The organism is Xanthomonas sp. DAR 34887, assembly GCF_041245805.1.
Taxonomy (GTDB): domain Bacteria; phylum Pseudomonadota; class Gammaproteobacteria; order Xanthomonadales; family Xanthomonadaceae; genus Xanthomonas_A; species Xanthomonas_A tesorieronis.
In genome coordinates this window covers 484,754-506,157 of the sequence record NZ_CP162490.1, presented here as the reverse complement: position 1 = coordinate 506,157, position 21,404 = coordinate 484,754, and the positions used below count along the sequence as shown (strand labels likewise).

Here is a 21,404-nt window from a genome sequence, read left to right as displayed (position 1 = left end):
CACGGCTGCGCGCGCCCTGTAGGCGCGCCAAACCGTCAGCGCGCAGTCGCTGGAGCGGTGCCCGCCGGTTCGCCGAGCGCGATCAACGTCGGCGCATCGGCGATGAAGCGATCCAGCACGCCATCGGCAATCTTGACCGGCCCGCCGAAACGCGTCGCGCCGGGAATCGACTGGATCGCCGCGGCCTCGGCAGCGAGCCGCGTCGCCTCGGCGAACAAGCCCGACGCCGCGGCATCGCCGCGATCGGCGGCCTGCAGACCGGCGGCCGTCGCCTGCAGCGCGCGACCCCAGCCTTGCATCGCGTCCAGCCAGGGGCGCGACTGTTCGGCGAACCCGGGATCGGCCACGCCCGCGCGGATGATGGCGGGCGCGGCCGCGATCTCGTCTGCGCGGCGCGCAAGCTCGGCGAGCGCCTGATCGCGCGCGGCGGCGTCGCCCGCGGCGAGTGCTTCGCGGACCCGGTCGAGCACGGCCTTCAACTGCGGCGCCTGCTCCTGCCACGGCTGGCTGCCGAAGGTCGGTGCCAGATGCTGGGTATCGAAGAAGACGAGTAGCGCCGCGGTCACCCGTGCATCGCCCGCGGCCAGATCGCGCGCCGCCGCATGCCAGGTGCGCTCGGCGTCGTAGTCCTTGTCGTTCCATGCGAACGCAGTCAGCCCCATCACCGCGACGCGGCTGGGCACCTCCTGGTTCATCGGGTTGGCGACGATGCCTTCCAACTCGGCAGACAGGCCGGCTTCGCGCCGCGCGTACGGCGCCAGCAGCAAGCGCCCGGCCGAGGTTTCGTAATCGTTGACCGGGTAGTTGTCCCACAACAGCGTCTTGCGCCCGAACGCCTTGGTCGCCGCGCGCGCATCGGGGATGGAAATGGCCGGCGGCACGACGTCGGTGCCGGTCCATTGCACGACGATCTTCGGATCCAGATGCTTACGCAACGCAGCCTTGTACGGGCTGTCCTTGGCGTCGTAGTACTCGGTCGGCACCATGATCAGCTCCGACGCCGCATCGTGTCGGGCCACTAGGTCCGCCTGCACCAGATTGAGCAGGTGCGACTGCGCGACGCCCGCCGCCTCCGCGCCCGACGGGCCGAACACGGTCTTGTCGCGCTCGCAATTCCACTTGGTGTATTCGATATCGTCGAGCGCCACATAGAAGCTGCGCACGCCCAGCGCGCGAAAGGCATCGAACTTGCGCAGCAGCGCCTTGGCATCGGCCGGATCGGAGAAGCAGACCGACGGCCCGGGCGAGATCGCGTAGACGAAATCGACGTGATTGCGCCTGGCGGTCGCCGCCAGGCCGCCCAGTGCCTTCAGCGTGGCCGCCGGATACGCTTCGCGCCAGCGATCGCGCGCATACGGATCGTCCTTCGGGCTGTAGATGTAGGTGTTCGCCTTGCCGCGGGCGAGGAAATCGATGTGCTTGGCGCGATCGGCCATCGACCATGGCGCGCCGTAGAAGCCCTCGATCGTGCCGCGGATGGCCATCGCCGGGTAGTCCTGGATGACCAGCGTCGGGATGGCCGGGCGTTCGGCAAGCTGACGCAAGGTCTGCGCGGCATGGAACAGGCCGTCGGCGTCGTGGCCGGCGAGCGTGATCAGGCTGCCGTTGCCGGCCGCGACGCTGGCGAGGGTATAGCCCTCCTTGCGGGTCTCCTGCACGGCCTTGCTGCGCGCCAATGCCTCGCGCACGACCGCCGCCTCGCCAGTACCGACGACGATATACGTTCGCTCGAGCGTGGCCGGCAGGCGCGATGCGGTGGCGACGTGTTCGACCCCGGCGGAGACCAGGATGCGGCGGACCAGCGCGACCGATGCAGGGTCTGCGCCCGGCGCGGCGACCAGTACCACCTTCCGGCCGAGCGCGACGGTGCCGGCCTCGAGCCGGATCGACATCGGACTGGGAAACAGCGCTGGCCGCGTGACCGGTTGCGCCGTGGCCGGGACCGCCAGCGCCAGACCCAGCGCCACCGTCATCGAGAGCAGACTCAGGCCCGCCCGTGTAGCGCGTCGCGTCATTCCGGATCTCCGGTATTGGAATGGTATTACGGCACAGAGTAGGCAAGTCGCGAGGCGGCGACAAGCTGTGCGGCTACGAACTGCGAGGTGGGAGATGAGTTTGGACGTGCTGCGCGTTCGTCGAATTTCGGCTTGGCTCGCGTGATGCGAAAGGCGGGCGTACCTCCGCATGCCTGATCCGGTATGCAAATGGTATGAGCGGCAAGGCGAACAGGTCGCACTGACCAATCGCTGCCCGGTTGGGTTGAAGACCAAGAAGGGCTTCAGTTCGGATGTTCACCGAGGCCGGTGCGGCTCCGGGCTCCGTTCGTCGCGGCCGATGGCCCGAGGCCACCCGAAGCCACTCTTACAGAGAGCTTGGAGCTTGCGGCAAGCTGCTGGGTGCACTGTGGGAGGGACTTCAGTCCCGACGCGATCCGGTCGCGGCACCACCACCGCTTCGCTCGTCGCGACTGAAGTCGCTCCCACAAAAGCTTGCGGCTTGCGCGCGCGGCGCGCTGTAGGAGCGGCTTCAGCCGCGACAGAAAAGCGAAACCGCCAGGGTCGTGGCTTCGCTTGTCGCAGCTGAAGCCGCTCCTACAGAGCTTGGAGCTTGCGGCAAGCTGCTGGGTGCTGAAACCTGGTGATGCAGCCTGTCATCGGAAACCGAGAACGTACCGAGAGGTCTTACAGCGCATCCGCATCCAGTTCGCCGGTGCGGATCCGCACCACCGTGCCCAGGTCGTACACGAACACCTTGCCGTCGCCGATCTTGCCGGTGCCGGCCGCCTTGACGATCGCCTCGAGCACGCGTTCGACCTGGTCCTCGGTGACCGCCACTTCCAGCTTCACTTTCGGCAGGAAATCGACCACGTATTCGGCGCCGCGGTACAGCTCGGTGTGGCCCTTCTGCCGGCCGAAGCCCTTGACCTCGGTGACGGTGATGCCGGCCACGCCCTGCGCGGCGAGCGCTTCGCGCACGTCGTCGAGCTTGAACGGCTTGATGACGGCCATGATCATCTTCATGCGGCTTTCTCCAATCACAATGGCGTCAGGATAGCGCGGTTGCGCGATGCCCGGCCGCCGGGTTCAAATGATCGCGCGCCCCATCGCCGGAATTTTCCGACAGCGCGCCGCGCCCGATACCGATGGCCCCGAACCGCAGGGTGCCGCAGTCTGGCGCTCCCTGCCGGAGCATCGCCATGATCGACCTCAATCACCTCGACGACCTCGCCCGCCGCCTCAGCGACTTGGTACCGCCCGGCCTGCGCGAATCCCGCGACGAACTGCAGAGCACCTTCAAGAGCGCGCTGCAGGCCGGCCTGGGCAAGCTCGACCTGGTCACCCGCGAGGAATTCGACGTGCAGCGCGCGGTGCTGCTGCGCACCCGCGAGAAGCTGGAAGCGCTGGAGCGCAGCGTCGCCGCGCTGGAAGCCGCGCGCAGCGGCGACGCGCCGTCCGCGCAAGCCTGATCCACCCGCCACCATGAGCCTGGCGCTGGTGCACAGCCGTGCCCGCGCGGGGGTGCTTGCGCCTCCGGTTCGGGTCGAGGTCCATCTGTCCGGCGGACTGCCGGCCACGCAGATCGTCGGCCTGCCCGAGGCCGCGGTGCGCGAATCGCGCGATCGCGTGCGCGCCGCCATCCTGTGCGCGCAATACGAATTCCCGGCGCGGCGCATCACCGTCAACCTGGCCCCGGCCGACCTGCCCAAGGAAGGCGGCCGCTTCGACCTGCCGATCGCGCTGGGCATCCTCGCCGCCGCCGGGCAACTCGACCCGCAGGCGCTGGGCAATTACGAATTCCTCGGCGAACTGGCCTTGACCGGCGAGCTGCGCGCCGTGGACGGGGTGCTGCCGGCGGCGCTGGCCGCCGCCCAGGCCGGGCGCACGCTGATCGTGCCGGCCGGCAACGGCCCCGAAGCGGCGCTGGCGCAGCACGTGCAGGCGTTCACCGCGCGCACCCTGCTCGAAGTCTGCGCGCTGTTGAACGGCGCCAAGACCCTGCCCGCCGCCGAAGCGCTGCCGGCCGCGGCCACGCCGTTTCCCGACCTGAGCGACGTGCGCGGGCAAGCCCAGGCGCGGCGTGCGCTGGAGATCGCGGCGGCCGGTCATCACCATCTGCTGTTGATCGGCAGCCCGGGCTGCGGCAAGACCCTGCTGGCCTCGCGCCTGCCCGGCATCCTGCCCGAGGCCAGCGAGGCCGAGGCGCTGGAAGCGGCGGCGATCGCCTCGGTCAGCGGCCGCGGCCTGGATCCGGCGCGCTGGCGGCAACGGCCGTACCGATCTCCGCACCACACCGCCAGCGCGGTGTCGCTGGTCGGCGGCGGCACCCATCCGCGCCCCGGCGAGATCTCTCTGGCGCATCGCGGTGTGTTGTTCCTGGACGAATTGCCCGAGTGGAACCGGCACGCACTGGAAGTGCTGCGCGAGCCGCTGGAATCGGGCACGGTCACGGTGTCGCGGGCCGCGCGCAGCGCAGAGTTCCCGGCCCGGTTCCAACTGGTCGCCGCGATGAACCCCTGCCCCTGCGGCTGGGCCGGCGACGCCAGCGGCCGTTGCCGCTGCAGCGACGACAGCATCCGCCGCTACCGCGCGCGCATCTCCGGTCCGTTGCTGGACCGCATCGACCTGCACGTGGACGTGCCGCGGCTGCCGCCGCAGGCGCTGCGCGCCGACGCCGCTCCCGGCGAAAGCAGCGCCACCGTGCGTGCGCGAGTGGAACAGGCGCGGCAACGCCAGCTGGCGCGCGGCGGCTGCCCCAACGGCCAGCTCGGTCACAGCGAGACCCTGCGTGACTGCCGCCTGCAACCGCGCGACGAAGCGCTGCTGGAGCACGCCATCGACCGCCTGCGCCTGTCGGCGCGCTCCTTGCACCGCATCCTGCGCGTGGCGCGCACCATCGCCGATCTGGCTGGCAGCGACACGATCGCCACCGCGCATCTGACCGAAGCGATCGGCTATCGGCAACTGGATCGCGGCGAGCCCGCATCGCCGCAAGCGGACTCCGTTGTGCGCGCCGGCGCAGCGCGGCGCGCGGCGCGGTAGCGCACCGACCGCGTGGCGCGGCAACCGCCTGGTCCGCAGGCGCGCATCGCATGGAACCGCGGCGGCTTCGCATACCGCAACTCGCACAGCAAGCGAATGCGGCGGCGACGCAACAGGGCGCGCCGGGTATAAAGCGCCGCAGTTGTGCGACAGCGCCATCCCGCCTGCCGCCGACCATGGTTGCTGGCTGCACGTTGCAGCCCTGCCGGCCAGTGCCTACTGATGCATCCCGCGCGACGAGCGACGGCCCCGCCGCAGCGGACGCATGCGTGGCCTCACCCCACCGCTACCGATGTCACGAACTCGGCCAGCAAGGCATTGCAACGCCGCGCATGGGTGAAGGTCATGCCATGCGAGGCACCGGCGAGCACGTGGTGGCGCGCGTCGGGCAACCACTGGGCGAGCGCTGTGGCGTTGTCGCGGTACTGCGCCGGGCTCAGCTCGCCGCTGACCAGCAGCACCGGTACCGCCAGGCCCGCGGCCTGCTCGCGGTCGTAGGCCGGCAGCGCATCGCCGATCTGCGGCACCAGGGTCTGCGCGTTGTCGCGCACCATCTGCCGGAACGTCGCACTGCTGCGCGCCCAGGCGCCGGGCTGGCTGACCGAATCGACGAAGCATTCCAGGCCGGCCTCGACCTGTCCGTCGCGCAGCAATGCGATGGCCCGTGCGCGGATCGCCACCACCTCCTCCGGCAGGCCCTGCGGCTGCGGCCCACCCGGATCGAACAGGCTCAGGCTGGCGATCGCGGCAGGCCGCTGCAGCGCGACCTGCCAGGCCACCGCGGCGCCGCGCGAGTGACCGACCAGATGCACCGGTTGTCCGTAGCTGGCGAGGAACCCGACGACCTGCTGCGCATGCCAACGCCAGCCGAAGCGATGCCGCAGCGACGATGGCAACTGCGGGAAATACTGGCCCAGGCTCAGTGCGGCGACCTCGAAGCGCTCGGCCAGGCCGCGCAGTTGCGGCGCCCAATAGCGGTAGTCGCACAGCGCGCCGTGCACCAGCACCACCGGGGTGCCCGCGCCGAGCCGCAGGTAGGCCAGCGCATCGTCGTCGCCCAGCAGGTGGACCGCAGGCTTGCCGAGGGGCGTGCGCGCACTGATCACTCGCCGCCTCCGGCACGGCGCCGCGACGGAGCCCGCACCACGCCATGCATAGCGAGCTCGATGACAAGGCACTGGAGAGGATGCGAAGGAGTGGCCCGGCACTCGCGCGCCGCGAGCGAAGCAACCTCGGCCGCGCGGCTGCCGGCGGCGGTGCCGGCACGACGGAGGCCGCCGTGTTGTGCGCGACGCACGCGCTGGCGATGCAACCCAGCGCAATCCCGTGCAGCGGCGACGGCACCGAAAGGCTTCCGACCGCCGGTCGTCGCCGCATCGGCGAAGGCGATGCAAGTCAGCGGCAGAAGGAATTCCCTGCACGATGGACGGTGAGGCGGAGCGCGCCGGCCTTTCGATACAGACGGTGCCAGCACGGCATCCAGAGTAGTCCGAGGACGGGCAACGGCGTCGTACGCCACAGGCCGTCGATCGCCACAGCACCGAATGCGATGTCCACCACCGGCAGGAGTCGCGGTCGAAGAGGCCATGCAGGCTGGGGGATGATGTGGTGCGCCCGGAGGGATTCGAACCCCCGACCAATGGCTTCGGAAGCCACTACTCTATCCGGCTGAGCTACGGGCGCAACGGACGCGCATTCTAACGGCAAACCGCGCGCCGCGTCTCCCCCATGCCCGATTGCCGCCACGGCCGGCCCGGCGGGCGCCTGACCGGTAACGCAGCGGCTCGGTTGGGTGCGGCATCCCGCGAGCTCCCGGAGTCGGGCCAAGGCGCATCGCATGCACACAGTTGCCACAGCGGGGGCCTCGCCCACCGCGGATGCACGGACCGTGGACACCGCCGCGGCGGTCGTCCGTGTCGTGCCGCCCGGCAGCCCGGCTGCTACCCTTGCACGATGGGTTACGAACGCTACGAAACGCCCGCCGCGCTGCCGCCGCGCGCGCGCCTGGGCCAGTACTGGAAACTGCTGCGCGGCGACCGTCCGATCGGCGCGCTGCTGCTGCTGTGGCCGACCTGGTGGGCGCTGTGGCTGGCCGCCGACGGGATGCCGCCATTGTGGACGCTGTTCGTGTTCACCGCCGGGGTCTGGCTGACCCGTTCGGCCGGTTGCGTGATCAACGACTACGCCGACCGCTGGCTGGACCCGCAGGTCGAACGCACCCGCGGCCGGCCGCTGGCCACCGGCGCGGTCAGCGGCCGCGAGGCGCTGGCGGTGTTCGCGCTGCTGATGATCGTCGCCTTCGCGCTGGTGCTGACGATGAACGCGCTGACCATCGGCCTGAGCGTGGTCGGCTTGTTCCTGGCCGCCAGCTATCCCTACCTGAAACGCTACACCTACCTGCCGCAGGTCTATCTCGGCATGGCCTTCGGCTGGGGCATCCCGATGGCGTTCGCGGCGATCCGCGGCGAAGTGCCGGCGCTGGGCTGGCTGCTGTACGCCGCCAACATCCTGTGGGCCACCGCCTACGACACCTGGTACGCGATGGTCGACCGCGAGGACGACCTGCGCGCCGGCTCCAAGTCCACCGCGATCCTGTTCGGCGACCTGGACCTGGTCGCGCAGGGCATCCTGTATGCGCTGATGTTCGTCGCCCTGGGCTTCGTCGGCACGCGTGGCGCGCTGGGGACTTGGTACTGGGTGGGTCTGGGCGTGGCCGTGCTACTGGTCGCCTACGAATTCCGCATCGCGCGCACCCGCGAACGCGCGCCCTGCTTCCGCGCCTTCATGCACAACAACTGGGTCGGCCTGGCGATCTTCGCCGGCATCGTCGCGGCGTTGGCGCTGCGTACGGCGTAACCCACAGGAAGCAGCGCCTCGCCACCGCTCCCGGGGCGGCGGTCCACGTGGGCCGGATGCGGCCTGCGCTACTGCTTGTCGTCGCGTGCGGCCGGCGCATGCGTCAACAACGCGAATACCCGCTGCTGCTCCTGCACGTCTTGCAGACCGCTGATCTGCAGGCTGTCGCCGGGCAGTGGCGCCATGATCGTCGCCACCGTCAGCACCTTGCCGTCGGCCAGCAGCGCAACCGGCTTGCCGACGTTCTGTTCCGTCGCACGGGTCAGCTGCGCACCGTGCCCGGGGAACCGCAGATCGAGCGCAGGCCGGTCGTCGCCACCCTCGGCCTGCTTCACCGTCGCGGCCCGATCGACACGCAACATCGGCGCGGCCGCCAGATAGACCGGTTGCCCGCGATAATCGGCTTCGGTGTAGCCGTCGCGCGGCGCATAACTGGCCAGGCGCCATTCGAGCGAGGCCTGCACCGCACTCGCATCTGCGTCGGCCGCCACGTTGCGGAACTGGCATCCGCTCGTGGCGAACATGCATACCGCCATCGTCATTCCCAGTGCCATCCGGCGCATCGCGTTCCTCCAACACTCTGTCTGCCGGGCATCATAGTAAGGACGGGCGTCAGGCACACCTCACGGCACCCGCGCCACCACCCAGGCATCGACCCGTGCCACACCGGCGCGGCGCAGCGCCTGTGCCGCCGCATGCAGGGTCGCGCCGGTGGTCATCACGTCGTCGACCAGCGCCACGTGCGGCGGCAGCGGCGCCTGCACCGCGAACGCATGGCGCAGGTTGCGGCGCCGCGCCTGCGCATCGAGTTCGGACTGCGGCGCCGTGGCACGCACGCGCTGCAGCCCGGTGCATAGCGGCAGGTCGAGCGCGCGGGCCAACGGCCGCGCCAGTTCCAGCGCCTGGTCGTAGCCGCGCCGGCGCAGCCGTGCGCGATGCAGCGGCACCGGCAGTACCGCCTGCGGACGCGGCAAGCCTGTGCAGCGCGCCTGCAGCAACGCCGCCAGCAACCGCCCGGCGGCCAGGTCCTGGTGGAACTTGAAGCGGCGCAGCAGCCCGTCCACCGGCGCGGCGTAGACGCAGGCGCTGGCGACCAGGGCCAACGGCGGCGGTTTGCGTTGGCAGGCGCCGCACAGCTGCGCGGCGTCCAGCGCGGGCAGCGGCAGCGCGCACATCCGGCAGGCGCCGGCATTCCAGGGCAGCGCGTCGCGGCAGGCCGGGCACAGGTCCAGGCCGGCGACGCCGGATTCGCTACACACCAGGCAGCGCTCCGGCAGCAGCAAGCGCTGCAGCCGCCGCCAGCAACCGTCAACCAGGCTCGACCCATTGAAGTTGACAGGGATATCCATGCTCACCAGACTGCCCGCTTTCCCAGCCGCTGACCGTCAGGAAACCCCCATGTCCGCTGTCGTCCGACACGACTGGCAACGCCAGGAACTGCTCGCCCTGTTCGATCTGCCGTTCCCGGAGCTGCTGCACCGCGCCGCCGCGGTGCATCGCGAACACTTCGATCCGGCGCAGGTGCAGGTCTCCACGCTGCTGTCGGTGAAGACCGGCGGCTGCCCGGAGGATTGCGCGTACTGCCCGCAGGCGCAGCGCTACGACACCGGCGTGGACGCGCAGAAGCTGATGAGCACCGAGGCGGTGCTGGCCAAGGCGCGCCAGGCCAAGGCGGCCGGCGCCTCGCGGTTCTGCATGGGCGCGGCGTGGCGCTCGCCGAAGGACCGCGACATCCCCAAGGTCGCGGCGATGATCCGCGAGGTGAAGGCGCTGGGCCTGGAAACCTGCGCCACCCTGGGCATGCTCGACGGGCACCAGGCGCAGGCGCTGAAGGCGGCCGGGCTGGACTACTACAACCACAATCTGGACACCGCGCCGGACTTCTACGACACGATCATCCACACCCGCCAGTACCAGGACCGCCTGGACACGCTGGCGCACGTGCGCGATGCCGGCATGAAGACCTGCTGCGGCGGCATCGTCGGCATGGGCGAATCGCGCGACCAGCGCGCCGGCCTGCTGCAGGCGCTGGCCAACCTGCCGGTGCATCCGGATTCGGTGCCGATCAACCGCCTGGTGCAGGTCGCCGGCACGCCGCTGCACGGCACGGTCGAGCTGGATCCGTTCGAGTTCGTGCGCACGATTGCCGTCGCCCGCATCGCGATGCCGCAGGCGATGGTGCGACTGTCGGCCGGGCGCGAGAGCATGAGCGACGAACTGCAGGCGCTGTGCTTCTGCGCCGGCGCCAACTCGATCTTCTACGGCGAAAAACTGCTGACCACCGGCAACCCGGACACTGAACGCGACCAGGCACTGTTCGCGCGGCTGGGGCTGACGCCGATGCAGGTGCACGTGGATGCCGATGCGCACGACCATCCCGGCACCGTGCATGCGGACATCACCGCTCCGGCGCCGGCAGCGGAGCGGCCGGCGATCGCCGCGGCACTGGTCTGACGGCAGCGCACCGCGCCGGCGCGCGCGCGTTCATCCGCCGATCCGGCCGTCCATCGCCGGCGGCGCCCGGCCCGCCCGGGGACGCGCTACGCTAGCCCGCCACCCCAGGCCCCGCCGCCCATGGCCCGTCCCGACCTGCACGACCGCATCCAGTCCTTGCGCAAGTTGCGCGAGGCGCAGGGCCGTATCCGCGTGCGCCGCAGCGTGGGCCGCCGCGACGGCGTGCGCCTGGAGCTGGACGGGCGCTGGCTGACCGGCTTCTGCAGCAACGACTACCTGGGCCTGGCGCAACAGTTCGAAGTGCTCGCCGCGCTGCAGGACGCGGCCGCGCGCGAGGGCGTCGGCGCCACCGCCTCGCATCTGGTCTGCGGCCACCATGCGCTGCACGAGAGCCTGGAACGCGAGGTCGCCGACTGGCTCGGCTATCCGCGCGCGCTGCTGTTCGGCAGCGGCTTCCTCGCCAACCTGGCAGTGCAGCAGGCGCTGCTGAGCGAAGAAGAAGACGTGTGCGTGCAGGACCGGCTCAACCACGCCAGCCTGCTCGACGCCACCCGCCTGGCCGGCTGCCGCCTGCGCCGCTATCCGCACCTGGATACCGAAGGCGCGATGCGCCAGCTCAAGCACGCCGCCGACGGCGCCGCGATGCTGGCCACCGATGGCGTGTTCAGCATGGATGGCGACATCGCCCCGCTGCGCTCGCTGACCCTGGTGGCGCGCATGCAGCAGGCGCTGATGTACGTGGACGACGCGCACGGCGTCGGCGTGGTCGGGCCGCATGGCCGCGGCTGCGTGGCCGAGGCCGGGCTGGGCGTGGACGATGTGCCGCTGCAGCTGGTGACCCTGGGCAAGGCGCTGGGCGGCTACGGCGCGCTGGTGGTCGGCGACGAAGCGCTGATCCGGCATCTGGCCGAAACCGCGCGCCCCTATCTGTACACGACCGCGCTGCCGCCGGCGCAGGCGGCCGCCTCGCTGGCCGCGGTGAAACTGGCGCGGCGCGACCAGTGGCGGCGCGAGCGCCTGGCCGAGACCATCGCCGCGTTCCGCGGCGGCGCGCGCCGCCATGGCCTGGAACTGATGGCCTCGGACACGCCGATCCAACCATTGCTGTGCGGCGACGAGGCCAGCGCGCTGGCGTTGTCGGCGGCGCTGGAGCAGGCCGGCTTCCTGGTCTCGGCGATCCGCCCGCCGACCGTGTCCGAAGGCAAGTCGCGGCTGCGGGTGACGCTGTCGGCGTTGCACACGCCGGCGCAGGTGCAGGCGCTGCTGGACGCGCTGGCGCTGGCGCGCGACCGGCTGGCCGCGCATCCGGTCGGCCTGCCGGCGTGAGCCGGCCGATGTGAGCGGCCCGCGGTGAACCACGGCGACCTCGCGGCGCGCCACGCGGTCTGGGCCGCGCTGTCCGAGCTGTACCTGGACGACGACGTCGCCGCGCGGCACGCGCACATCGCCGCCGTGCTCGCGGCCTCGCCATACACAGCGCAGACGCTGCGGCGCATGCTGCTGCACGACGTGCATCCGCGCCTGGCGCCGAACCTGCTGAGCGTGGCCGGCGTCTGGGAGGGTTTCGACCAGGCCTGGCTGAGTACGGCGATCCAGCGCGGCGAAGGCGTGCGGCGCTGGCCGGCGTGGCGCACGCGCGCCTATCCACGCGAACAATGGCGCCTGCTGCTGCCGCGGCTGCAGGCCTTGCGCGCGCATCGCTGAGCGCGGCGTCGCCCGGTTCTCTTTTCCATTTGGCACACCATCGACGATGCACATCGAAACCCTGGGGCACGGCCCCGATCTGGTCCTGATCCACGGCTGGGCGCTGCACGGCGGCATCTTCGCGCCCTTGGTCGAGCGCCTGTCGGCGCAGTTCCGCATGCACCTGGTGGATCTGCCCGGGCATGGCCACAGCCGCGGCGACGACACCCCACTGGCGCTGCCGCACGTGGTCAGCGCGATCGCCGCGGCGACGCCGCCGGCGGCGTGGCTGGGCTGGTCGCTGGGCGGGCTGTTCGCGCTGCATGCCGCGGCGACCCAGCCGCAGGTGCGCGGCCTGGCGATGCTGGCGGCGACGCCGCGGTTCGTGCGTGGCAGCGACTGGCCGCATGCGGTGGAACCGCAGGTGTTCGCGCAGTTCGGCCACGACCTGGCCGACGACTACCGCGGCACGCTGGACCGCTTCCTGGCGCTGGACACGCTGGGGTCGGCGCATGCCCGCAGCGAACTGCGCACGCTGCGCGAGACGCTGAGCGCACGCGGCGAACCCGATGCGCAAGCGCTGCAGGATGGGCTGGCACTGCTCGAGCGCACCGACCTGCGGCGCGCGTTGCCGGCGTTGCGCGTGCCCAGCCTGTGGCTGGGCGGCCAGCGCGACCGCCTGGTGCCGGCCGCCGGCATGCAGGCTGCGGCCGCCATTGCGCCGCAGGCGCAGTCGCACATCGTCGCCAGCGGCGGGCACGCGCCGTTCCTTGGCCATGCCGACGAGGTCGCCGCCACGCTGCAGGCGTTTCTCGCTGCGTTGCCTTAGCGCGTACGCAAGACGCTCGCCTCGCGGTCTCGCAAGCTCGACATGCTCGCAGCCGGCCGACGCGAAGGCGCATCACGCCGGCGCCATGCCATGCGGCAGATGCCGGCGAATCGACGACGGACGGAGGCCACCCGATGCTGCGCGTTGCCGGTCTGCAGGCGACCGTCCACCGATGCTGTCGCGCTGCACGCGACGCCGACTGCGGCGTCGCTGAGGCGATGCGATGCGGGCCGACGAGAACCTCTTGCCACTGACGTCGCTCTTCGCCGACGGCGACCAACCCTCACGCCCATCGGCTAGGATCGACGCCGCCGCAGGTGCCACCATCGTCGCGCTACGATGGCACCGGCGCGCAACCGCGCTGTGGGGCAGGACCGAGGAGAACCGACCATGACCGCGATACAGAGCAACACTGCCAGGACGGTGGCGTGCCTGATCGCGGCATGCGCCAGCCTGCCGGCGCTGGCGACCCCGCCGCCGCCGGCGCCGTGCCGGTTCGAGGCGCCGGCGGACCTGGACGCCGCTCCCGCGCGGTGGCTCGGTGACTGCCAGCAGGGGGCGGCCGACGGGCTCGGCATCGTCCGCGCCGGCACCGCCGAGCCGTATGCCTTCTTCGCCGGACGCATGCAGGATGGCCGTCCCGCGCAAGGCGTCCTTCTTCTGCACGAAGGCGGGCTGATGGCGGCCGTGCGCTTCGATGCGGCCTTGCGCGCCGTGAGCAGCGACGGGTTGCATCCCGACGAGGACGACCGCGTGTTCGCGCAGGCGCGCGCTGCGGCGCTGGAAACCGCCGCGCGCCTGCGCCAGCAAGGCAATCGGGCATCCGCCGACTACTACACCGCGCTTGCGCGGCGCATCGACGACAGCCGCGCGGAGTAGCGCGCACAGCGCAGGTTGTGCCACTGGGTGTCAGACCGATGGCTGCCTACCGGTAGCGCAGCATCTCGATACCCCATCCCGATCGGGAAGCATGAGCGCAACGGGGAACCCTTGGCGGTCGGCCCGACCGCTTGCGACGTCGCTGCCACACGCACTGCAGGATCCTGCACACGTGCGCGGTCGCGGACGCCCGGAGCAGGCAAACCGCGGCAGAGCTTGCCGCAGCACGCGACGCAGCGCCTTATCGCCGCAAACCCGCACTCTGCGCGACGGCGGCCGGTCACTTGCCGATCGTGCCCGCCGACGCGCTGGTATCGCGCCGCTCACCTGCCCGCGCCGCCGAACACGGCCCGACGCGTCGCGCGGCTGGCAGCGGCGACGGCGATGCACCATCATCGCGGTTTCGAAACGAGCGGAGCGCACGCATGGATCTGGGCATCGCCGGCAAATGGGCGCTGGTCTGCGCCGCGAGCAAGGGCCTGGGCCTGGGCTGCGCGCGGGCGCTGGCCGGCGAAGGCGTCAACGTGGTGATCGTGGCGCGCGGCCAGGCAGCGCTCGATGCGGCGGCGGATGGCCTGCGTGCGCTGCCAGGCGCCGGCGCGGTGCTCGCGGTCGCCGCCGACATCGCGACCGAGGACGGACGCGCCGCCGCACTGGCGGCCTGCCCGCAGGTCGACATCCTGGTCAACAACGCCGGCGGCCCGCCGCCCGGCGATTTCCGCGACTGGGAGCGCGCCGACTGGCTGCGCGCGCTGGACGCCAACATGCTGGCGCCGATCGCGCTGATCCGCGCCACCGTCGATGCGATGCAGGCGCGCGGCTTCGGCCGCATCGTCAACATCACCTCGGCGGCGGTGAAGGCGCCGATCGACAGCCTAGGCCTGTCCAACGGCGCGCGCGCCGGCCTGACCGGCTTCGTCGCCGGGCTGGCGCGGCGCACCGTCGCGCACAACGTCACCATCAACAACCTGTTGCCTGGCCAGTTCGACACCGACCGGCTGCGCGGCAACTTCGCCCATGCCGCACAGCGCAACGGCACCGATGTGGACACCGTGGCGGCGCAGAAGCGCGAGCAGATCCCGGCCGGACGTTTCGGCACGGCGGAGGAATTCGGCGCGGCCTGTGCGTTCCTGTGCAGCGCGCAGGCCGGCTACATCAGCGGACAGAACCTGTTGCTCGATGGCGGTGCCTATCCCGGGACGTTTTGAAGGGCCGGGAATGGGGAATGGAGAAACGGGAATGGGCGAAGCGGGCGACGGCTTCGCCGCCGCGGCTGTTCCGATTCCCCATTCCCCATTCCCGGCCTTTCGCCGGCCGGCGATAATGCGCCAATGAATTCCTCTTCGTTCGACGCCCACCACATCCGCCGCGCGTTCTCGCGCGCCGCCGCCAGCTACGATGCCGCCGCCGCCCTGCAGCACGAGGTCGAAAAGCGCCTGCTGGAATCGTTGGACTACCTTGGCGACCACGTGCCGCAGGTGGTGCTGGACGTGGGCAGCGGCCCGGCGCATGCCGCCGCGACGATGAAGAAGCGCTGGCCGCGCGCGCAGGTGATCGCGCTCGATCAGGCGCTGCCGATGCTGCAGCAGGCCAAGCGCCAGGCCGGCTGGTGGAAACCGTTCGGCCGCGTCTGCGCCGATGCGCGCGCGCTGCCGCTGGCCGAGCACAGCGTGGATGTGATCTTCAGCAACCTGTGCCTGCAGTGGGTCGAGGACCTGCCGGCGGTGTTCGCCGGCTTCCGCCGCGTGCTCAAGCCGGGCGGCCTGCTGCTGTGTTCCAGCTTCGGCCCGGACACGCTGATCGAACTGCGCGACGCGTTCGCGCAGGCCGACCGCGAAGCGCCGCACGTGAGCCGCTTCGCGCCGATCGCGCAGTTCGGCGATGCGCTGATGCACGCCGGCTTCCGCGACCCGGTGCTGGACCGCGACCTGTTCACCCTCACCTATCCCGACCTGGCCGCGCTGATGCGCGAACTGCGCGCGATCGGCGCGACCAACGCGCTGCATGCGCGCCGCCACACCCTGACCGGGCGCGGCCGTTTCGCCGCCGCCAGCGCCGCCTACGAGCCGCTGCGCAACGCCGAGGGCAAGCTGCCGAGCAGTTGGGAAGTGATCTACGCGCACGCCTGGGCGCCGCCGCCGGGCGCACCGATCCGCGAAGGCGGCAGCGAGATCGCCGCGGTGCCGGTGTCGGCGATTCCGATCCGCCGCCGCGGCGAGTGAGGCATGCGCTTCGTTCCGGATACCGTCATTTTGTAGGAGCGGCTTCAGCCGCGACAGACACCCTCCGGATGGGGCCTGTCGCGGCTGAAGCCGCTCCTACAGGATTTCGCCAATTGCAAACGCGCTTCGGCCACGCCAAGGCGTGCCTTCGACAGGTACAGCCGCAGCTCTACCGCGGCACGCACGCCTGCGTTCGACTACCGCTCAGACCGATACCTGATCGATCCAGTCCTGCAGGTTGTAGTAGTTGCTGACCCGGGCGATCTTGCCGTCGCGGATGTCGAAGAACGCCCCGCCCGGCAGCACATAGGTCTGCCCGCGCGCCGGCGGCAGGCCTTCGTCGGTGTGATGGTATTCGCCGTGCACCACGTATTCGGCGGCGGCGCGGCGGCCGTCCTGCCCGCCCAGCACCACGATGTCGCGCAGCTGTTCGCGGTAGCTGGCGTTCATCCGCTGCAGGAACGCGGCGAAGGTGTCCTTGCCGATTTCGCGCGCGCCCTGGTTGAGGTCGTGGGCGACATCGTCGGTCAGCTTGTCGAGCATCGCCGCCCAGTCGCCGCGGTTGAACGCGTCGTAATAGGACAGCACCAGTTCGATGGCGCGGTCTTGCTCGCGGGTTCCGTCGATCTTCATCGCCACCACCTCATGCCATGCGGGGCGCCCATGATACGGCGGCCGGGCCCGCTCAGGCGCCCGGCACCAGCAGGTCTCGGTGGAAAAAGTAGACCTCCTGCAGCAGGAAGCGCCAGCGGGTCTGGAAGCTGCGGAAGCGGGTGCTCGGGGTCGAGGACGCCAGCGCGTCGATCTGCAGCTCGCGGCACAGGCGCAGCGCCCGCGCCATGTGCAGCGGATCGCTGACGATGATCGCCCGGTGCAGGCCGTGGCTGCGCATCAGCGCGCGGGCCTCGAGCAGGTTCTGGCGGGTGGTGCGCGAGACCGTCTCGATCAGGATCGCGTCGGCGGGCACGTCGTGGCGCAGCGCGTAGCGGCGCGCCACCTGCGACTCGGCGAAGCGCGCGCCGTTGCCGCCGAAGCCGCCGGTGAAGATCAGGGTCGGCGCATAGCCGCGCTGGTACAGGTCCAGGCCGTGGCGGATACGCTCTTCGAACACCGGTGAGGGCTTGGCGTCGTAGGCGGCCGCACCGAGCACGATGATCGCGTCGGCCGGCGCCGCCTGGTCGCGGTCGCCGACCCAGACGATGTAGATCGCCACGCCCAGCAGCCACAGGCCCAGCAGCGCGGCCAGCCGCCCGAGCCAGCCCAGCCAGCCGCGTCGTCGCCGCGGCTTCAAGCCGTGCCCCACGGCAAGGCGTCGAGATCCACGTTGCCGCCGGACAGGATCAGCCCGACCCGGCGCCCGGCGAAGCGCTCAGGCTGCGCCAGCACCGCCGCCAGCGCGATCGCCGACGAGGGTTCCACCACCTGCTTGAGCACCTGCCACAGCAGCCGCATCGCCGCCACGGTGGCGGCGTCCTCGACCACGATCGTCTCGGCCTGGCCGTGCAGCAGCGCGAAGTTGGGCGCGCCGAGGATGCCGCGCAGGCCGTCGCAGACCGTGTCCGGCACGAAGTCCACGTGCAGCGCGCCGGCGGCCAGCGAGCGTGCGGTGTCGGCGGCGCCGGCGGGCTCGGCCAATACCAGGCGCGCCTGCGGCGCCAGCGCCGACAGCGCCAGGCGGCTGCCGGCAGCCAGGCCGCCGCCACCGACCGGCACCACCAGCAGGTCGAGCGGGCCACTGGCGCCGAGCAGCTCCAGGGCCGCGGTGCCCTGGCCGGCGATCACCGCCGGATCGGTATACGGATGCACCAGGGTCGCGCCGGTCTGCTGCTGCACCTGCGCACACATCGCCTCGCGCGCCGCGATGCCGGCACCGCAGCGCCACAGGGTGGCGCCGTCGCGGGCGATATTGGCCAGCTTGGCCGCCACCGCGCCCTCCGGCACCACCACGTGGCAACCGATGCCACGGCTACGCGCGGCCTGCGCCAGCGCCGCACCGTGGTTGCCCGAAGAATGGGTGACCACGCCGCGCGCGGCCTGGGCCTCGCCCAGCGCCCACACCGCGTTGCAGGCGCCGCGGAACTTGAAGGCGCCGCCACGCTGCAGGTGTTCGGCCTTGAAAAACAACGTCGCGCCGGTCGAGGCGTCCAGCGCCCGCGAGCGCAGGACCGGGGTGACCTGGGCATGCGGCGCGATCCGCGCGGCGGCGGCCATCACGTCGGCGAAAACAGGCAGTGAAGATGAGACCATGCGCGAAAGGTTAGCGTATCGTCCCAAGTTCGCGGTGGCGCGGGTTGCTAGGCAACACAGCCGTTGCACGCGACTTAAGCGTTCAATCAACGACGAAGCGAGTTAAGGGGGCATTCAATGCAACACGCCGAACCTGTCGGTCAGCCTCAGGGAGAGGATTCGCCATGAACATGCGCCTGATCTGGGCCGCTGGATTGCTGGCCACGCTGAGCGGCTGCGCCACCTACGACTACGCCGACAACGGCGGCGGTTATTACCGCGGCACCCCCTCGGTGGAGTACCGCTATCCGGACGGCTACTCCGATGGCTACTACGCACCCTACAGCTACGGCGTAGCGCCGTATGGCTATGGCGCGGGCTATTACGGCTACGGCTACTACGGCTATGGCGGCCCGTACTACTACCGCGACTACTACGGTCCGCCGCGGCACCGTCCGCCGCCGCGTCCACGGCCCGACGACAACGGCCGCCCGCCGGACCGGCCGCCGCCGGTGATCGGTGGCGGCGGCGGCCGGGTCAAGTCGCCGTGGCGCGACCTGGACCGGCTGCGCCGTCCCGATGCCGCCAACGCCGGCCCACGCCCCCAGTCCATGCAGCCGCGGCCGCAGTCGATGCAGCCGCGTCCGGCCAGCGCGCCACGCCCGGCGGCCCAGCCACGGCCGGCCGCGCCCCGGCCTGGCAATCTGGGTCGTAGCAATGGGACAAAGCGCACACTAGAGCCCTAAGAAAAGGCTTGATTTCACGCGGCCACAAGACGCACTCTACGTCGTACGGGGTGACCGCCTGCGTCGCTTTATGACCCGAAGGGATCGCCCCACCGTCTATGTCGATGTCCGACAGGGAAATCTGGATCCCCCCTGTTCCGGCCCTGTCGGGCGTCGGCGCCTAAAAACGAAAAGCCCCGGTTCGCCGGGGCTTTTCGCGTTCGGGCCTTGCGGTTGCTGGCGTGCGACCCGAAGCGCAGGCATAAAAAAGGGCCGGCAGTCCCCCGACTACCGGCCCCCAGCTCCCCCAACGTGCGCGTGACTGGCCCCTGTTCCAATTCCAGTCGTACGCCCCTGACGCAATGCCACGTTGGGTGCAGTAGGGATATCTGCAGAGGGCGTGCCAACTTTAGGGTCGAATCCGTAAACTGTGATGAGAAATCCAAAATTTCCGTTTCCCGGCATGCGCGGCTGCGCAAACGCCCCCATTCCGGTCCGCGCGACCGCGCTGATGAGTCCCCGATGAGCGATTCCTTCTACCGCTACGACGTCATCGTGATCGGCGGCGGCCACGCCGGCACCGAGGCCGCGCTGGCTTCCGCGCGCGCCGGCGCGCGTACCCTGCTGCTGACCCACAACGTGGAGACGGTGGGCGCGATGAGCTGCAATCCGGCCATCGGCGGCATCGGCAAGGGCCATCTGGTCAAGGAAATCGATGCGCTGGGCGGAGCGATGGCGCACGCCGCCGATCTGGCCGGCATCCAGTGGCGCACGCTCAATGCGTCCAAGGGCCCGGCGGTACGCGCCACCCGCTGCCAGGCCGACCGCAATCTGTACCGCGGCGCGATCCGGCGCCTGGTCGAGGCACAGCCGAACCTGACCCTGTTCCAGGCCGCAGTCGACGACCTGATCGTGGAAGGCGAGCGGGTGCGCGGCGCCGTCACCCAGACCGGCCTGCGCTTCGAGGCGGCGGCGGTGGTGCTGACCGCCGGCACCTTCCTGGCCGGCAAGATCCACATCGGCCAGACCCAGTATGCCGGCGGCCGCGCCGGCGACCCGCCGGCCACCGCGCTGGCACAGACGCTGCGCGACGGCCGCTTCGGCGTGGACCGGCTCAAGACCGGCACCCCGCCGCGCATCGACGGGCGCAGCCTGGACTACGCGGCGATGGAAGAACAGCCCGGCGACGATCCGCTGCCGGTGATGTCGTTCATGGGCGAACGCGCCCAGCATCCGCGCCAGGTCTCGTGCTGGATCACCCATACCACCGAGCGCACCCACGCCATCATCCGCGGCGCGCTGGACCGCTCGCCGCTGTACACCGGCCAGATCGAGGGCATCGGCCCGCGCTACTGCCCGTCGATCGAGGACAAGGTGGTGCGCTTCGCCGAGAAGGCCAGCCACCAGATCTTCGTCGAGCCCGAAGGCCTGGACGTGGCCGAGATCTATCCCAACGGCATCTCCACCTCGCTGCCGTTCGACGTGCAGCTGGAGCTGGTGCGGTCGATCCGCGGCTTCGAGCACGCCCACATCACCCGCCCCGGCTACGCGATCGAATACGACTTCTTCGACCCGCGCGGACTGAAGGCCTCGCTGGAGACCAAGGCGATGCCGGGGTTGTTCTTCGCCGGCCAGATCAACGGCACCACCGGCTACGAGGAAGCCGCCGCGCAGGGCCTGATCGCCGGGCTCAATGCGGCGCGCCAGGTGCGCGGGCTGGAGCCGTGGTCGCCACGCCGCGACCAGGCCTACATCGGCGTGCTGATCGACGACCTGATCACCCACGGCACCACCGAGCCGTACCGCATGTTCACCAGCCGCGCCGAATACCGGCTGCAGCTGCGCGAAGACAACGCCGACGCGCGCCTGACCGGCATCGGCCGCGACCTGGGCCTGGTCGGCGAGGCGCGCTGGGCGCGCTTCCAGGCCAAGCAGGAGGCGGTGGCGCGCGAGAACGAACGCCTGCGCGCGCTGTGGGCCACGCCGGGCAATGCGCTGGGCCGCGAGGTCGCCGCGACGCTGGGGGTGGCGGTGAGCCGCGAGACCACCGTGCTCGACCTGATCAAGCGCCCGGAGCTGGACTATGCCGCGCTGATGCGGGTGCCGTCGCTGGGCCCGGGCGTGGACGATGCGCAGGTCGCCGAGCAGGTCGAGATCGGCATCAAGTACGCCGGCTACCTGGACCGCCAGCGCGACGAGATCGCGCGCCAGCAGCGCCACGAGGACACGCCGATTCCCGAGGCCTTCGACTACGCGCAGGTGCGCGGGCTGTCGGCCGAAGTGCAGCAGAAGCTGCAGCGCGTGCGCCCGCAGAGCGTGGGCCAGGCGCAGCGCATTCCCGGCATGACCCCGGCGGCGATCTCGCTGCTGCTGGTGCACCTGGAGCGCGCGCGGCGCAGCCAGGTGGCGTAAGCGGTGGCAAGGCGGCACAGGTATTTTCCGTGGACGACTGCTGCGCGTCCTTGGTGTCCATGCCGGCTCTGTAGGAGCG

Annotated in this window: 20 protein-coding genes and 1 tRNA gene; 12 read left to right on the top strand and 9 right to left on the bottom strand. The window is 71.0% G+C overall.

All coding sequences use genetic code 11. The features are described 5' to 3' along the window. Positions 1-35: 35 nt before the first annotated feature. Together AB3X08_RS02325 and AB3X08_RS02320 are read right to left on the bottom strand one after the other, a co-directional pair. Positions 36-2,015, bottom strand: coding sequence for a beta-N-acetylhexosaminidase family protein (locus AB3X08_RS02325; RefSeq protein WP_369938387.1), 1,980 nt, complete (start codon positions 2,013-2,015; stop codon positions 36-38). A 666-nt stretch (positions 2,016-2,681) separates the two neighbouring features. After that, positions 2,682-3,020: a P-II family nitrogen regulator gene (locus AB3X08_RS02320; RefSeq protein WP_003480503.1), complete on the bottom strand. Its 339-nt coding sequence runs from the start codon at positions 3,018-3,020 to the stop codon at positions 2,682-2,684. Between the two features lie 176 nt (positions 3,021-3,196). On the opposite strand from AB3X08_RS02320, the gene ubiK reads away from it, so the two are divergent. Continuing rightward, positions 3,197-3,466 carry a ubiquinone biosynthesis accessory factor UbiK gene (gene ubiK, locus AB3X08_RS02315; RefSeq protein ID WP_009595755.1) on the top strand — a complete coding sequence of 90 codons (270 nt, stop codon included), beginning with the start codon at positions 3,197-3,199 and terminating at the stop codon, positions 3,464-3,466. Positions 3,467-3,479: 13 nt separating this feature from the next. Then, a complete protein-coding gene (locus AB3X08_RS02310) occupies positions 3,480-5,039 on the top strand; it encodes a YifB family Mg chelatase-like AAA ATPase (RefSeq protein WP_369935974.1) in 1,560 nt (519 codons plus the stop codon). A 275-nt stretch (positions 5,040-5,314) separates the two neighbouring features. Here the strand turns inward: AB3X08_RS02310 and AB3X08_RS02305 are convergent, their stop codons facing one another. Together AB3X08_RS02305 and AB3X08_RS02300 are read right to left on the bottom strand one after the other, a co-directional pair. Then, positions 5,315-6,145 carry an alpha/beta fold hydrolase gene (locus AB3X08_RS02305; protein ID WP_369935972.1) on the bottom strand — a complete coding sequence of 277 codons (831 nt, stop codon included), beginning with the start codon at positions 6,143-6,145 and terminating at the stop codon, positions 5,315-5,317. Positions 6,146-6,645: 500 nt separating this feature from the next. Further along, a tRNA-Arg gene (locus AB3X08_RS02300) sits at positions 6,646-6,722 on the bottom strand. Positions 6,723-6,992: 270 nt separating this feature from the next. Here AB3X08_RS02300 and ubiA point away from each other — a divergent pair. After that, positions 6,993-7,895 carry a 4-hydroxybenzoate octaprenyltransferase gene (ubiA, locus tag AB3X08_RS02295; protein ID WP_369935970.1) on the top strand — a complete coding sequence of 301 codons (903 nt, stop codon included), beginning with the start codon at positions 6,993-6,995 and terminating at the stop codon, positions 7,893-7,895. Positions 7,896-7,963: 68 nt separating this feature from the next. Here the strand turns inward: ubiA and AB3X08_RS02290 are convergent, their stop codons facing one another. Further along, positions 7,964-8,419, bottom strand: coding sequence for a SecDF P1 head subdomain-containing protein (locus AB3X08_RS02290; RefSeq protein WP_369935969.1), 456 nt, complete (start codon positions 8,417-8,419; stop codon positions 7,964-7,966). 99 nt (positions 8,420-8,518) lie between these two features. After that, entirely contained in the window at positions 8,519-9,244 is a 726-nt protein-coding gene (locus AB3X08_RS02285; protein WP_369935968.1) for a ComF family protein, read from the bottom strand. Positions 9,245-9,293: 49 nt separating this feature from the next. On the opposite strand from AB3X08_RS02285, the gene bioB reads away from it, so the two are divergent. The 7 genes from bioB (at position 9,294) to bioC (ending at position 15,962) form a co-directional block, all read left to right on the top strand. Next, the gene (bioB, locus tag AB3X08_RS02280) at positions 9,294-10,349 is read left to right on the top strand and encodes a biotin synthase BioB (protein WP_369935966.1); all 1,056 of its coding nucleotides are present in this window, start codon (positions 9,294-9,296) and stop codon (positions 10,347-10,349) included. Positions 10,350-10,469: 120 nt separating this feature from the next. Next, on the top strand, positions 10,470-11,675 hold the full coding sequence (bioF, locus tag AB3X08_RS02275; RefSeq protein ID WP_369935965.1) for an 8-amino-7-oxononanoate synthase: 1,206 nt from the start codon (positions 10,470-10,472) through the stop codon (positions 11,673-11,675). A gap of 24 nt (positions 11,676-11,699) precedes the next feature. Next, complete coding sequence (locus AB3X08_RS02270; RefSeq protein WP_369935963.1) at positions 11,700-12,053, top strand: DUF7079 family protein; 354 nt, start codon at positions 11,700-11,702, stop codon at positions 12,051-12,053. Positions 12,054-12,099: 46 nt separating this feature from the next. Further along, positions 12,100-12,861 (top strand): pimeloyl-ACP methyl ester esterase BioH, encoded by a 762-nt coding sequence (gene bioH / locus AB3X08_RS02265; protein WP_369935962.1) that lies wholly within the window; start codon positions 12,100-12,102, stop codon positions 12,859-12,861. Positions 12,862-13,251: 390 nt separating this feature from the next. After that, positions 13,252-13,740, top strand: coding sequence for a hypothetical protein (locus AB3X08_RS02260; RefSeq protein WP_369935961.1), 489 nt, complete (start codon positions 13,252-13,254; stop codon positions 13,738-13,740). Between the two features lie 425 nt (positions 13,741-14,165). After that, positions 14,166-14,948 (top strand): SDR family oxidoreductase, encoded by a 783-nt coding sequence (locus AB3X08_RS02255; protein ID WP_369935959.1) that lies wholly within the window; start codon positions 14,166-14,168, stop codon positions 14,946-14,948. A 123-nt stretch (positions 14,949-15,071) separates the two neighbouring features. Beyond that, the gene (bioC, locus tag AB3X08_RS02250; RefSeq protein WP_369935958.1) at positions 15,072-15,962 is read left to right on the top strand and encodes a malonyl-ACP O-methyltransferase BioC; all 891 of its coding nucleotides are present in this window, start codon (positions 15,072-15,074) and stop codon (positions 15,960-15,962) included. A 204-nt stretch (positions 15,963-16,166) separates the two neighbouring features. Here bioC and AB3X08_RS02245 read toward each other — a convergent pair whose 3' ends face one another. The 3 genes from AB3X08_RS02245 to AB3X08_RS02235 are packed head-to-tail and all read right to left on the bottom strand — an operon-like array spanning position 16,167 to position 18,209. Then, positions 16,167-16,595, bottom strand: coding sequence for a ketosteroid isomerase-related protein (locus tag AB3X08_RS02245; RefSeq protein ID WP_369935956.1), 429 nt, complete (start codon positions 16,593-16,595; stop codon positions 16,167-16,169). Positions 16,596-16,647: 52 nt separating this feature from the next. Next, on the bottom strand, positions 16,648-17,265 hold the full coding sequence (locus tag AB3X08_RS02240) for a YdcF family protein (RefSeq protein WP_369935955.1): 618 nt from the start codon (positions 17,263-17,265) through the stop codon (positions 16,648-16,650). Then, positions 17,250-18,209: a pyridoxal-phosphate dependent enzyme gene (locus tag AB3X08_RS02235; RefSeq protein WP_369935954.1), complete on the bottom strand. Its 960-nt coding sequence runs from the start codon at positions 18,207-18,209 to the stop codon at positions 17,250-17,252. The genes AB3X08_RS02240 and AB3X08_RS02235 overlap by 16 nt, the downstream gene beginning before the upstream one ends. 164 nt (positions 18,210-18,373) lie before the next feature. Here AB3X08_RS02235 and AB3X08_RS02230 point away from each other — a divergent pair, with 164 nt between their 5' ends. Continuing rightward, positions 18,374-18,934 carry a hypothetical protein gene (locus AB3X08_RS02230; RefSeq protein ID WP_369935953.1) on the top strand — a complete coding sequence of 187 codons (561 nt, stop codon included), beginning with the start codon at positions 18,374-18,376 and terminating at the stop codon, positions 18,932-18,934. Between the two features lie 501 nt (positions 18,935-19,435). Continuing rightward, positions 19,436-21,325 carry a tRNA uridine-5-carboxymethylaminomethyl(34) synthesis enzyme MnmG gene (mnmG, locus tag AB3X08_RS02225; RefSeq protein ID WP_369935952.1) on the top strand — a complete coding sequence of 630 codons (1,890 nt, stop codon included), beginning with the start codon at positions 19,436-19,438 and terminating at the stop codon, positions 21,323-21,325. Positions 21,326-21,404: the final 79 nt, after the last annotated feature.

Bases quoted from the DNA above. Each gene is read 5' to 3' on its own strand.
- AB3X08_RS02255 (WP_369935959.1), top strand. From the start codon at position 14,166: ATGGATCTGGGCATCGCCGGCAAATGGGCGCTGGTCTGCGCCGCGAGC.
- bioH (WP_369935962.1), top strand. From the start codon at position 12,100: ATGCACATCGAAACCCTGGGGCACGGCCCCGATCTGGTCCTGATCCAC.
- bioB (WP_369935966.1), top strand. From the start codon at position 9,294: ATGTCCGCTGTCGTCCGACACGACTGGCAACGCCAGGAACTGCTCGCC.
- mnmG (WP_369935952.1), top strand. From the start codon at position 19,436: ATGAGCGATTCCTTCTACCGCTACGACGTCATCGTGATCGGCGGCGGC.
- AB3X08_RS02260 (WP_369935961.1), top strand. From the start codon at position 13,252: ATGACCGCGATACAGAGCAACACTGCCAGGACGGTGGCGTGCCTGATC.
- AB3X08_RS02245 (WP_369935956.1), bottom strand. From the start codon at position 16,595: ATGAAGATCGACGGAACCCGCGAGCAAGACCGCGCCATCGAACTGGTG.
- AB3X08_RS02235 (WP_369935954.1), bottom strand. From the start codon at position 18,209: ATGGTCTCATCTTCACTGCCTGTTTTCGCCGACGTGATGGCCGCCGCC.
- AB3X08_RS02230 (WP_369935953.1), top strand. From the start codon at position 18,374: ATGAACATGCGCCTGATCTGGGCCGCTGGATTGCTGGCCACGCTGAGC.
- AB3X08_RS02285 (WP_369935968.1), bottom strand. From the start codon at position 9,244: ATGGATATCCCTGTCAACTTCAATGGGTCGAGCCTGGTTGACGGTTGC.
- AB3X08_RS02325 (WP_369938387.1), bottom strand. From the start codon at position 2,015: ATGACGCGACGCGCTACACGGGCGGGCCTGAGTCTGCTCTCGATGACG.
- bioF (WP_369935965.1), top strand. From the start codon at position 10,470: ATGGCCCGTCCCGACCTGCACGACCGCATCCAGTCCTTGCGCAAGTTG.
- bioC (WP_369935958.1), top strand. From the start codon at position 15,072: ATGAATTCCTCTTCGTTCGACGCCCACCACATCCGCCGCGCGTTCTCG.
- AB3X08_RS02310 (WP_369935974.1), top strand. From the start codon at position 3,480: ATGAGCCTGGCGCTGGTGCACAGCCGTGCCCGCGCGGGGGTGCTTGCG.
- AB3X08_RS02290 (WP_369935969.1), bottom strand. From the start codon at position 8,419: ATGTTCGCCACGAGCGGATGCCAGTTCCGCAACGTGGCGGCCGACGCA.
- AB3X08_RS02320 (WP_003480503.1), bottom strand. From the start codon at position 3,020: ATGAAGATGATCATGGCCGTCATCAAGCCGTTCAAGCTCGACGACGTG.
- ubiK (WP_009595755.1), top strand. From the start codon at position 3,197: ATGATCGACCTCAATCACCTCGACGACCTCGCCCGCCGCCTCAGCGAC.
- ubiA (WP_369935970.1), top strand. From the start codon at position 6,993: ATGGGTTACGAACGCTACGAAACGCCCGCCGCGCTGCCGCCGCGCGCG.